This window comes from Streptomyces sp. NPDC053367 (assembly GCF_044545925.1).
Lineage (GTDB): Bacteria > Actinomycetota > Actinomycetes > Streptomycetales > Streptomycetaceae > Streptomyces.
Genome location: NZ_JBITYN010000001.1, coordinates 841,555 through 853,968, shown reverse-complemented (window position 1 = coordinate 853,968; position 12,414 = coordinate 841,555). Strand labels below are relative to the sequence as shown.

General features: G+C 72.0%; 7 protein-coding genes. 2 read left to right on the top strand and 5 right to left on the bottom strand.

All coding sequences use genetic code 11. The features are described from left to right. Positions 1-243 precede the first annotated feature (243 nt). The 3 genes from ACIGXJ_RS03940 to ACIGXJ_RS03930 all read right to left on the bottom strand — a co-directional run bounded on the left by ACIGXJ_RS03940 (position 244) and on the right by ACIGXJ_RS03930 (position 5,442). A complete protein-coding gene (locus ACIGXJ_RS03940) occupies positions 244-1,923 on the bottom strand; it encodes a CDP-alcohol phosphatidyltransferase (protein WP_399641301.1) in 1,680 nt (559 codons plus the stop codon). Between the two features lie 199 nt (positions 1,924-2,122). Then, a complete protein-coding gene (locus ACIGXJ_RS03935; RefSeq protein ID WP_399641298.1) occupies positions 2,123-4,063 on the bottom strand; it encodes a glycogen debranching N-terminal domain-containing protein in 1,941 nt (646 codons plus the stop codon). Further along, positions 4,060-5,442, bottom strand: a complete 1,383-nt coding sequence (locus ACIGXJ_RS03930) for an MGH1-like glycoside hydrolase domain-containing protein (protein WP_399641295.1) — start codon at positions 5,440-5,442, stop codon at positions 4,060-4,062. The genes ACIGXJ_RS03935 and ACIGXJ_RS03930 overlap by 4 nt, the downstream gene beginning before the upstream one ends. Positions 5,443-5,611: 169 nt before the next feature. Here ACIGXJ_RS03930 and ACIGXJ_RS03925 point away from each other — a divergent pair, with 169 nt between their 5' ends. After that, a complete protein-coding gene (locus tag ACIGXJ_RS03925; RefSeq protein ID WP_399641292.1) occupies positions 5,612-6,814 on the top strand; it encodes an ROK family protein in 1,203 nt (400 codons plus the stop codon). A gap of 410 nt (positions 6,815-7,224) precedes the next feature. Further along, positions 7,225-9,939 (top strand): pyruvate, phosphate dikinase, encoded by a 2,715-nt coding sequence (ppdK, locus tag ACIGXJ_RS03920; RefSeq protein ID WP_399641289.1) that lies wholly within the window; start codon positions 7,225-7,227, stop codon positions 9,937-9,939. Between the two features lie 345 nt (positions 9,940-10,284). Here ppdK and ACIGXJ_RS03915 read toward each other — a convergent pair whose 3' ends face one another. Together ACIGXJ_RS03915 and ACIGXJ_RS03910 are read right to left on the bottom strand one after the other, a co-directional pair. Continuing rightward, a complete protein-coding gene (locus tag ACIGXJ_RS03915) occupies positions 10,285-10,767 on the bottom strand; it encodes a hypothetical protein (RefSeq protein ID WP_399641287.1) in 483 nt (160 codons plus the stop codon). Between the two features lie 9 nt (positions 10,768-10,776). Beyond that, a complete protein-coding gene (locus ACIGXJ_RS03910; RefSeq protein ID WP_399641284.1) occupies positions 10,777-12,225 on the bottom strand; it encodes a hypothetical protein in 1,449 nt (482 codons plus the stop codon). Between the last annotated feature and the right edge of the window lie 189 nt (positions 12,226-12,414).

The window sequence follows — 12,414 nt, the reverse complement described above, 5'->3', positions numbered from 1 at the left end:
CCGGTGGCCGTCCGGCAGGGGGCCGTCGGGATGGGCGTCACCGTGGCCGACCGGGGCGGGCGCCCGGCCGTCCGCCTGCTCCGGACACCTCGCCGGCCCATTCCGCCTACTCCGCCGCCTCCGGCTGACCGGCGAGGCCGACCGGCCGTGCGCCTTCCCGGATGCTCTCCGGGACGTCGCGCCGACCTCCGACTCCCGACTCCCCCCAGGCCGGACCCCGGGCCGACCCCGGCCCGCTCCCGTTCAGTCCTTCGTCGGCCGCGGGACGGACCCGTACGCCCTCAGGAAACGGTCGCGGAAGGCGCTCATCTTCCACACCGGAGCCGTGCGCGCGGGCCGCAGGCCCCGTGTCCAGCCCCAGTCGTCGATCGCGGCCAGCACCTTCGGGTCGCGGGCGACGACCGACACCGGCACATCGCGGCTCGCGTGGTCGCCGCTGACCCGGGCGATCGGCTGGTGGTCGCCGAGGAAGACCAGCACCGTGTCGTCGGTGCCGTAGCGCTGGAGCCACTGGGTCAGGCTGGTCACCGAGTACTGCACCGACCTGCCGTACTCCCGCTTCGAGCGCGCCGAGTCGGCGATGACGTCCTCCGGGTCCAGGCCCGCCTTCTCGATGCCGTCGAAGATCCGGCCGTCGCCCAGCTCGTCCCAGCCGACCGTGCGCGGGATCGGCGCCCACGGCTGGTGACTGGACGTCAGGATGACCTCCGCCATCAGCGGCTTGTCGTGCCGCCGGCCGTGCTCCAGGCGCTGGAACGCCTCCAGCGCGAACTGGTCCGGCATCGTCGACCAGCTGAACTTCGGACCCCGGTAGCCGAGGTGGTGGGCGTCGTAGACATGGTCGAGGCCGTAGAACCGCGCCTCCGGCCAGCCCTTGCGCACCCCGGGCACGATGCCGACCGTGCGCCAGGCGCCCGTCTTGCGGAACGCCTTGGTGAGGGTGAGGTGGTCGCCGGTGGTGACCGTGCGGTAGCGGGCCTGGTTGGCGATCCACAGGCCCGACAGGAAGGTGGAGTGCCCCAGCCAGCTGCCGCCGCCGTACGTCGCCGAGGTCAGCCAGCCGCTGCGCGCCTGGAAGCCGGCCCTGCGCAGGGCCTCGGTGCGCGCGTCCAGCGTGGCCGTCACCCCGGGCGCGATCGCCGGGTCCTCGATCGCGCTGCGGCCGTAGCTCTCGACGAACGCGAAGATCACGTCCTTGCCCCGCAGGTCCGGCACCAGCTGTGCGGGCGGGGTCGCGCCGAACGCGTCGGCCTTCGCCTCCCGGGCGAACTGCGCCTCGTCCCGCAGCGTCACCTGCACGCGCCGCGCCTGGCTCAGCGCCGCCTGGGCCGCCCGGTCGGCCGCGAACGGCACGCCGCCGATCTGCAGGCCGAGCGCGGCGCAGGTCACCCACACCGTCCCGGCGACCAGCACCCCGAGGGAGGCCCGGGAGCGGTGCCGGTCCAGGGCGCCGGCCAGCCGGACGGTGGCCCACACCAGTACCGCGAACAGGGCGCCGACCCCCGCGAGGGTGCCGGCCACCGCGGCCAGCGCGGCCGAACCGCCGAGGGTGTCGCGCAGATAGCCGTACGCGTCGTCCAGCAGCTCCCAGTCCAGTACGGGGTTGAAGCCGCGGCCCAGGTACTGCAGGAAGCCGATGTCCAGCACGTTCAGGACCGTCAGCGCGGCCAGACCGAGACCGCCGGCCACCGCCAGCGGGGTCCTGGCGCGGCGCGGGACGGCGAGCAGCACGATCGCCCCGATCACCGCCTCGCCGGGCAGCCGCAGAAAGCGGACCGGACGCAGCGCGGCGACCGCGTTCGGCAGCAGCAGGGCCGCCAGCACCAGCAGCGAGCACAAAACCGTGACCACGGCACGCCGGACCCCGCCGCCCCCCGGCCAGAGGTTCTTGGGCCGCAGGCCCTTCACCCCGAGGCTTCTCACCCCGGGGTCTTTCACCCCGAGGCCCTTCACCCCTAGGCCCTTAAACCCGAGGTCCTTCAACCCGAGGTTCTTCAACCCGAGGTCCCTCACCCCAACGTCCCTCCGTACGACGACGGCGGGCCCGGCACGGGGGCCGGACCCGCCGCCCTGTCGTACGGGGCGGCCGAGGGCAGCGTTCACGCCCTTGACGCAGCTTTTGCTACGCCCCTCCCACCGCGGTCAGCAGCGCCAGCGGGGCCGCGGCCGCGCGGGACTCGCGGACGCACGCGTACGGGAAGGGCACCGGCTCGGCGTGGGCCGCGCGGGAGTAGCCGGCGAGCACCTCCGGCAGCCGGTTGCCGGTGGCGGCGGCCGCCTCGACCAGGGCGCCCGCGACCGTACGGGCCTCGTCGTGCAGGCCGTAGCGGGCCAGGCCCAGGGCGATGAGCGCGTTGTCGTGCGGCCACACCGAGCCGCGGTGGTAGGAGAGCGGGTGGTAGGCGGGCTGCCCCGCGGCCAGGGTGCGCACGCCCCAGCCGGAGAAGAAGTCCGGCTCCAGCAGCCGCCGGCCGACCAGCTCGCCGTACTCCTTGTCCAGCAGCCCCGACCACAGCAGGTGCCCGGCGTCCGAGGCGAGCGCGTCGACCTGGCGGCCCTCGCCGTCCAGGGCGAGCGCGGGGAAGGAGCGGTCCGGCATCCAGAAGTCCCGCTGGAAGCGGTCGCGCAGATCGGCGGCGGACTGCTCCAGCAGCGCCGCGTACGTCGGGTCCTCCCACACCGTGCGGGCCAGCCACGCCGTGCGGCGCAGGGCGTCGTAGGCGTAGCCCTGGGCGCCCGCGGCCATCACGGGGCCGGTGGGGCGGGTGCCGTCGGCCCAGCAGATGGCGCCGGGGGAGTCCTTCCAGTTCTGGTTGGCGAGCCCGCCCCGGTCGGCGCGGTAGACCAGATACCCGCGCGAGGTCAGTCCGCCGTGGTCGAGCATCCAGCCGACCGCGGCCCGCGCGTGGGACCGCAGGCGCCGGGCGAGCGAGGTGTCGCCGGTGTGCTCGGTGTACGCGCCGAGCAGGACCAGGAACAGCGGGGTGGCGTCGACCGAGCCGTAGTAGCGGCCGTACGGCACCTGGTGGAAGTAGGCCAGCTCGCCGTGGCGCACCTCGTGCACGATCTTCCCGGGCTGCGCCACCGACTCCGGGCCGCTGTGCTCACCGGCCTGGGTGGCGGCGAGCGCGGGCAGGGTCGCGGCGGCCAGCTGCGGCCGGTACGGCAGCGCGAACAGGGACGTGAGCAGCGCGTCGCGGCCCAGCAGGGTGAGGAACCAGGGCGCGCCCGCGGCCGGGACGCGCAGCTCCTCGCCGTCCGGGCCACGCGCCGGGACCTGGAGCGCGGCGAGGTCGGCGAGACCCCGCTCGCAGGCCGCGGCCAGTTCCGGCCACCCGGTCGGGAAGGCGACGCCCTCCGCGAAACGGGCCTCCAGCGACCGCAGTTGCCCGTCCACCGCGGCCGGGGAGGCCGGCACCCGCAGGGCCCGCTGCTCGCCGTGCGGGCGGGCCATCACCCGCAGGGTCACCTCCGCGGTGCCGTACGGCTCCAGGTCGAGCGTCCAGGTGAGGCGCCGGGCGCCCGTGCCGGTCTCCTCCACGCCGTCCGGGGCGGGCTCGGAGCTGACCGTCGTACGGGAGAGCCATTTGCCGCGCTGGTAGGTGAACTCCACGCCGTGGTCCAGGGCCTGGCGGTGGCGGACCGCGCCGGGCTTGGCGTAGGTGCGGTGGTCGGAGCGCAGCTCGAACTGGTCGGCGAAGTCGGCGTCGGCGGTGATCGCCAGGCGCAGGGTGGTCGGCACCGGGCGGTTGCTGGTGATGCGCACCACCTCCACGAACGAGCTGTCGGCGACGGCCTGTTCACGGAACAGCGTGTACGCGGCCGGCTCCAGGCGGCCGCCGCGCGGCACCAGCACACAGCGGGCCGTGTCGCCGTCGGCGACCGGGGTGAGCGTGTCGGGCACGGCCCCGTCGACCGTGAGCTGCCAGCGGCTCAGATGCCGGGCGTCCCGCACGAACAGCCCGTCGGGGAAACTCCCGCCCCGCACTCCGCTGATGTCGCCGCCGTCACCCACGGCGGCGAACGTCCCGCCGTACACGAGCAGATGCTGCCGATCGGTCATGCCCGGTCCCCTCCCATGTCCCTCAACTCGGACGTCTGCGTGCCCGTCGCGGGCGTGTCCCCGGTGTGCAGCAGGTCGAGCGCGAGCGCGGCGGTCCAGCCGAAGCCGGTCGCCCCGCAGGCCGCGCCGGTGTACGGGTCGACGTACTCGGCGAAGCCGCTCCGGCCGGCGGTGTCCAGCAGCGCGCGGCGCAGGGCGTCGGCGTGCGCCCGCTCCCCGTGGGCGCGCAGGCCGCGCTCCAGCAGCCAGTTGGTGTTGAACCAGGCCGGCCCGCGCCAGTACCGGTGCCGGTCGAAGGCCTCGCCGAGCAGGTCGTAGCTCGGCGCGAGCCGGGTCGCCGTGCCCAGGCCGAAGTGGGGTCCGGTCAGGGTGCGCACCAGCTGTACGACGGTGTCGTGCGGCAGCGTCGGCAGGATCAGCGGGACCAGCCCCGACACCCCCCGCTCGGGCAGGAGTCCGCCGCCGCGCAGGTCCCGGCACAGGAACTGGCCCGCCGCCGGGTCCCACAGCCGGTCGATCAGCGCCGCGGTGAGGCGCTCGGCGCGGGCGTGCCGGGCCGTGCCGGCGGCTCCCAGCTCGTGCGCGATCCGGGCGAGGGCGTGCTCGGAGGCGATGAGGAGCGCGTTGAAGGAGGGGTCCTCGACGGCGAAGCCGCTGGGGCCGTCGGCGTAGCCGCGGTCGCGGTAGTCCGCCGCCAGCCGCACATATCTGCCGTAGTCCAGGTCCGTCGGACGGTCCTCCGGGGCGCCGTGGGCGAGATCGGCGCGGCGGAAGGAGCGGGCCGGGGCAGGGGTGACACGGGCGAGGGGCGCGTCCCAGCTGGGGGCGTTGTCCATGCCCTGCTCCCAGGGGTGCACCACACAGGCGAGGCCGGCTCCGCCGAGGTCGCGGCGGTGCAGGAGGTAGCGGTGCCAGGCGGCGAGGCGCGGATACAGGCGGGTCAGGAAGCCGCGGGCGCGGGAGAGTTCGGGGTCGGCGAGGTGCACCAGCCAGGCGGCGAGCGCGTGCACCGGAGGCTGCACGATCCCGGAGGTCTCCACCCCGCGCGGGGCGCCCGCAGCGCGGCCCGCGCGGGAGGAGCGCCAGAAGTCCGGGCTCGGGAAGTAGGCGTCGAGCGGCACGGACGGGTTGAACACGATGTGCGGGACGCGCCCGTCGGCCCACTGGGCGGCCAGCAGCGTCTCCAGCTCGGTCTGCGCCCGTAACGCGGACAGATGGCGCAGCCCGATCGCGATGAACGCCGAGTCCCACGACCACTGGTGCGGGTAGAGGGACCGCGAGGGCACCGTGGAGGTCCCGGTCCAGTTCTCCTCCAGCACCCGCGCCGCGCCGACGCGCAACGGGTGGGCGTGGACGGCCGGATCGTATGCAACAGGCATTTCGGTCCGGTGGGCGACGAGCTGGGCAGTGCGATCCACTCGGGGCTCCCGCAAGAATGGCACGGGCGGCACTGACGACCGGTTCGGCAGTGGCTACCGCAGGGTTACGCCTATTTAACACGCAAAACTCAATATGTAATGCAAACTTGAGGAACACAAGGGGGTGTGCATGACTGCCAGGAGTCAGGCGAGCGCGGGCGAGCTGCTCGAGCTGGTGCGCAGCGGCCGCGCCACCACGCGCGGAGCGCTCCAGCAGGCGACCGGGCTGTCCCGGGCCACCGTCGGGCAGCGCCTGGACCGGCTGTTCCGCGCGGGCTGGCTGCGCGAGGGGGCGGGCGGTCCGGTGGACTCCCCGCTCGGCGGACGCCCCTCCATCACGCTGGAGTTCGACGACGAGCACGCGGTGGTGCTGGCCGCCGACCTGGACACCCGGCACGCGCGCGTGGCCCTGCTGTCGCTGACCGGCGAGATCCGTGCCGAGCGCAGTGGCATCCTGCTGGTCGAGGACGGCCCGGACGCGGTGCTCGACGCGCTGGGCCGCTGGTTCGCCGAGCTGCTGCCGAGGGCGGGGCACCGGCCCGAGGAGGTGTGCGGGATCGGGCTCGCGGTGCCGGGCCCGGTGGACAGGGAGACCGGCCGGGTGGTGCAGCCGCCGATCATGCCGGGCTGGCACGGCTACGACATAAGAGGCCGGCTGGCCAGGGCGTTCACCGAGTACACCGGCGCCGGGCAGGTGCCGGTCCTGGTCGACAACGACGCCAACCTGATGGCGTACGGCGAACAGCGCACGGCCCACCCGGACTGCTCGGCGTTCGTCCTGGTGAAGGTCTCCACCGGTATCGGCGCGGGCGTGGTGGTGGACGGCTCGGTCTACCGGGGCATCGACGGCGGCGCCGGGGACATCGGGCACATCCGGGTGCCGGAGGGCGCGCAGGCGCTGTGCCGGTGCGGTTCCTACGGCTGTCTCGCGGCGGTCGCCAGCGGTGGCGCGGTGGCCCGTCGGCTGGCCGAGGCGGGCGTGCCGGCGGCCTCCGGCTCAGATGTGCGCGGACTGCTCGCGGCCGGGCACCCGGAGGCGGTGGGTCTCGCCCGGGAGGCGGGGCGGCTGGTCGGGGAGGTGCTGGCGACCGTGGTGACGCTGCTGAACCCCGGGGTGCTGATGATCGCCGGAGATCTGGCCGGAACTCCCTTCCTGACCGGCGTACGGGAGCTGCTGTACCAGCGGGCGCTGTCGCGTTCCACCGCTCACCTGGACATCGTCACCTCGCGGCTGGGGGAGCGGGCGGGGCTGGTGGGGGCCGGGGCGCTGGTGGTGGAGCACCTCTACGCACCCGATCGGGCGGAGGAGCGGCTGCGCGCGCTCGGGGTGTGAGGCAGGCTGGTGACAAGCGGGTTTCCGGTCCGGACAGCGGTCCGCATGGTGATATCCGGGTCCCTGTGAGAGCGTGATTCTCGCCACCCATGATAAGGGTTGCGCTCAGATGAGCGGATCGAGCGCGACTGCACTTCCTCAAGGGGTGGCACTGAGTGCCACCCCTTGATCGTTCATCGATCGAAATCAGACGTGCCGAAGAGTGCTCATTTGAGCGAGATGGTCAGTCTCCGAGTGGTCTTGTGTTCAAGAGTTGAAAACAGTGCGGCTCGTTCGCTTACCCACCTTTGACTTTCGATCCGGTGGCGGACGACTGGTTACAGGCGCATGACGCGCAAGTGGACCTCCCCAGGTGCCTTCGATCTGGGTATGTTCCTCGACGTCAGGGCAGCCACCGCGTCCTCCAGGAGTTGGGACCCGTGTCGGAAAATCAAAAGTTCGTTTACGACTTCACCGAGGGCAACAAGGACCTCAAGGATCTTCTCGGCGGAAAAGGTGCAAACCTCGCCGAGATGACCAACCTTGGTCTTCCCGTCCCGCCGGGCTTCACCATCACCACCGAGGCATGCAAGGTCTACCTCGAGAGCGGCGCGGAGCCGGTGGCACTGCGTGACGAGGTGAGTGCGCACCTCGACGCGCTGGAGCAGCGCATGGGCAAGAAGCTCGGCCAGGCCGACGACCCGCTGCTGGTGTCGGTCCGCTCGGGCGCCAAGTTCTCCATGCCCGGCATGATGGACACGGTCCTGAACATCGGCCTCTCCGACAAGTCGGTGCAGGGCCTGGCCAAGCAGGCCGGCGACGACCGGTTCGCCTGGGACTCCTACCGCCGCCTGATCCAGATGTTCGGCAAGACCGTCCTCGGCGTCGACGGCGAACTCTTCGAGGAGGCGCTGGAGAAGGCCAAGGAGGCCAAGAAGGTCACGGTCGACACCGATCTGGAGGCCGCCGACCTCAAGAAGCTGGTCACCACCTTCAAGAAGATCGTCAAGAAGGAGACCGGCCGGGACTTCCCGCAGGACCCGCGCGAGCAGATGGACCTCGCGATCAAGGCGGTCTTCGACTCCTGGAACGGCGACCGCGCCAAGCTCTACCGCCGCCAGGAGCGCATCCCGCACGACCTGGGCACCGCGGTCAACGTCTGCTCCATGGTCTTCGGCAACCTCGGCCCCGACTCCGGCACCGGCGTCGCCTTCACCCGCGACCCCGCCTCCGGCCACCAGGGCGTGTACGGCGACTACCTGCAGAACGCGCAGGGCGAGGACGTCGTCGCGGGCATCCGCAACACGGTCCCGCTCGCGGAGCTCGAGTCGATCGACAAGAAGTCGTACGACCAGCTGATGCAGATCATGGAGACCCTGGAGAACCACTACAAGGATCTCTGCGACATCGAGTTCACCATCGAGCGCGGCCAGCTCTGGATGCTCCAGACGCGCGTCGGCAAGCGCACGGCGGGCGCGGCCTTCCGCATCGCCACCCAGCTGGTGGACCAGGGCCTGATCGACGAGGCCGAGGCGCTGCAGCGCGTCACCGGCGCCCAGCTCGCCCAGCTGATGTTCCCCCGCTTCGACGAGAAGGCGAAGGTCGAGCAGGTCGGCCGGGGCATCGCCGCCTCGCCGGGCGCCGCGGTCGGCAAGGCCGTCTTCGACTCCTACACGGCGGTGAAGTGGTCCCGCTCGGGCGAGAAGGTCATCCTGATCCGCCGCGAGACCAACCCCGACGACCTCGACGGCATGATCGCCGCCGAGGGCATCCTGACCTCCCGCGGCGGCAAGACCTCCCACGCGGCCGTCGTCGCCCGCGGCATGGGCAAGACCTGTGTCTGCGGTGCCGAGGAACTGGAGGTCGACACCAAGCGCCGCCGGATGACCGTGCCCGGCGGGCACGTCGTCGAGGAAGGCGACCTGATCTCCATCGACGGCTCCTCCGGCAAGGTCTACCTGGGCGAGGTCCCGGTCGTGCCGTCCCCGGTCGTGGAGTACTTCGAGGGCCGGATGCACCCCGGCGCCGACGACGCCGACGAGCTGGTCCAGGCCGTGCACCGCATCATGGCCTTCGCCGACCGCAAGCGCCGTCTGCGCGTACGCGCCAACGCCGACAACGCCGAGGACGCGCTGCGCGCCCGCCGGTTCGGCGCCCAGGGCATCGGCCTGTGCCGCACCGAGCACATGTTCCTCGGCGACCGGCGCGAGCTGGTCGAGCGGCTGATCCTGGCCGACACCGAGGACGAGCGCGAGGAGGCCCTCGCCCAGCTGCTGCCGCTGCAGAAGAAGGACTTCGTGGAGCTGTTCTCCGCGATGGACGGCCTGCCGGTGACGGTCCGCCTCCTGGACCCGCCGCTGCACGAGTTCCTGCCCGACATCACCGAGCTGTCGGTCCGCGTGGCCCTCGCCGAGTCCCGGCAGGAGCCGCACGAGAACGAGCTGCGCCTGCTCCAGGCGGTCCACCGGCTGCACGAGCAGAACCCGATGCTGGGCCTGCGCGGCGTACGCCTCGGCCTGGTGATCCCCGGCCTGTTCACCATGCAGGTCCGCGCGATCGCCGAGGCCGCCGCCGAGCGCAAGAACGCCAAGGGCGACCCGCGCGCCGAGATCATGATCCCGCTCGTGGGCACCGTCCAGGAGCTGGAGATCGTCCGCGAGGAGGCCGACCAGGTCATCGCGGAGGTCGAGGCCGCGACGGGCACGCAGCTGAAGCTCTCGATCGGCACGATGATCGAGCTGCCCCGCGCCGCGGTGACCGCCGGCCAGATCGCCGAGGCCGCGGAGTTCTTCTCCTTCGGCACGAACGACCTGACCCAGACGGTGTGGGGCTTCAGCCGCGACGACGTGGAGGCTTCGTTCTTCACGGCGTACCTGGAGAAGGGCATCTTCGGGGTGTCGCCGTTCGAGACGATCGACAAGGACGGCGTCGGCGCCCTGGTGAAGCAGGCCGCCAAGGCGGGCCGCGAAACCCGCCCCGACATCAAGCTCGGCGTCTGCGGCGAGCACGGCGGCGACCCCGAGTCGGTCCACTTCTTCCACGAGGTCGGCCTCGACTACGTCTCCTGCTCCCCGTTCCGCATCCCGGTCGCCCGCCTCGAGGCCGGCCGCGCGGCGTCCCAGTCGGAGGGCAGCGACCACCGCTGACCTCCCCTCCCGGAGGCCCAGCGCCCGCGCTGACCTCCCAGACCCCGGAGCCGCCGCCGGTCCCCGACCCTCAAGACCGATCGGCGGCGGCCCCGGCCCACGAAGAAGAGGCGGCACCCGTGCGGGGGTGCCGCCTCTTCGTGCGTCAACTGCGGGGAAAGTCAAGCAGCTTCGCTGACCAGCGAAAAGGCCCAGGAGAGCGGGTACGTCCTCCGCCGCTGCGGGGCGGAGGTACTCAGTCCGTGCTGACTTCATAGAGGTGCCGCCCCTTCGTCGTGCTGCGGGCAGCGGTCGCGTGTGCGTCCTGACTCGTCGGCGGGGCACCTCGGTAGTGCAGGGGGCACTTCAGCCGCGGGCCGCTCCCTCGGGCCACACCACGTCCACCGGCAGCCCAGCCTCGCGAGCTTCGAGCACGGTGTCAGTGGTGCCTCCGCCCTTCCCGCTCGGGGGAGCCCCGTCCCATACGGCGGTGAGACGGTCGGCACGACGAAGGAGTTCGCGGTTGGCTGCTTCGTAGGCCGCGCGGTTCGCGGTCTCGTTGTCGAGCACGATCACTTCGTGGGCGGCTTCGGTGAGCCGGTCGAACGTCGCTGCGTGGCCGGGCTTGACCTTGTTCGTCCTGTAGTCCTTCGACGGGATGATCGCGACGAGGTGTCCCCCCAGCTCCAGGACCACTTCGGCGAACAAGGAGTCAGCCCCTTCGGCGATGCACGAGACGCCTGTGAGGTCGCCGGAGTAGGGCTTGAGCGTCTCCCGCAGGGTGTCGCGCACCAGAGGCACGCTGCTGTCGGTCAGGTCCATGTGCCCGGTCACGGCGATCGTGGTCACGTTGCTCCTTCAGCTCGACAGGACTTCGCGGATTTTGGCCCGCGCCTCGCTGACGGTACGCGAGGCGGATCGGCCCACCGTGTACGGGTACAGCTGCCCGAGCTGTGCGCGGACCCGGCTGGACCGGGTGCGCGCGGCTGCGTCGACTGCGCGGTGCGTGTGGCTTACCGCGACCGTGACGTCGCCCAGGAGAAAGTGGCACTCGGCGAGGCCGATCAGGTCGAGGGCGTGGCTCCGGCCGGCCTCGGCCCCCCTCCTGGTGAGGGCGTCGTGGATGTTCCGCGCTGCCGCGTCCGCGTGGCCGCGGGGGTCCTGGCGGGCCATGTCTAGAAGGCGTCCGCCAGTGACTCCAGCCAGCTCGGCCTCGTCGAAGTAGGCGATCCAGTAGGGCTCGTCGTGCGCCCCGGCTTCAGCAAGGGCTTCAGCTGCCTCCGCGGTCGCCCGCTTGAAGGCTGCCGGCCGCTCCATCGCCGCGTACGTCCAGGCCTCTCGTGTATGAAGCATGGCGCGCAGCCGGGGTCCGGCGTTCCTGCCCACGCCCTTCTGGGCAAGGTGTACGAGTTCCAGCGCGTCTTGGGGGCGGTCGCGGTACAACATCTGCCGTGCCATGCCGGCCAGGACGTTGGCGCCGAACGCCGCGTCGCGGCCCGAGTGGGCGGCGCGCAGGGCCAGAAGGTAGTAGCTCTGGGCTTGCTTCTGGAGGCCGGAGTCCCACGCTATCGTCGCTGCGGTGCCTCCTAGGTAGGCCAGCACCCGGAACAGGCCACGCTCGATGTCGGGGGATTGGTGGTCCTCCAGGTGGCCGGCGACCTCGTTGAGCTGACCGACGACGGCCTTTCGGCGCAGGCCTCCACCGAACCGATGGTCCCACGCGCGGAACGCGCGAGCCGTTGCTTCCAGTTCCTGTACCTCTTGTCGCCCGATCCGGCCTCTGCGCTGTGCCGGCCCCGGAGCCGGTGCCGGTTCGAGCCAGCCGTCCAGGGAGTCGAGCAGAGGGGCACCAGTCAGGGCGGCGCCGGCTAGGGCGCGCGTCGCGGCGCGGCGGTCCATCACGAGGTCGCTCCTGGTCAGTTCACCGGCCAGATGCACGGCCGCGGCGGGGATCCAGGGTGCGTCCTCGCTGGGTGACCGTGCGGCCGGTGGCGCGGGTGGGTCGGGGGCGTCGGCCGGGCTTTCCCAGGGCCGATCGGCGAGGCCGATCATGCGCCCGGGGATGCGCAGCCCGTCGGAGATACGGCAGATCACCGCGAAGTTCGTGATCTGCTGTTGGCCGCTGATGATCGTGGAGACCTTGCCGGGGGTGAGCTGACAGGCGGCCGCGATGCGGTTCTGTGACAGGCCACCCCACTTCTTGATGAGGGAGAAGGCAGCGGCAAAGTCGTGCTCTGCCAGGGCTTGCTTCAGGTCGTCTCGTTCGAGGACTTCGGGGGCGAGCGGGCCGGGGGTGGTGGCGTCCATGGGGCCAACTTTCACAGTGAGCGTATGCACGTCATTGCGCCGTTCCGAACCAAGAACGAGTGTATTGCCGCCTCGGCAACCCCCGCTGGTCATACCGCAGTTGCTTGCCATTGGCGACGCTCGATGCACAGCAACACGAACCCCGGCGACCGCTGCTGACGGCCCCGGGGCATGGCCAACGCTCATACC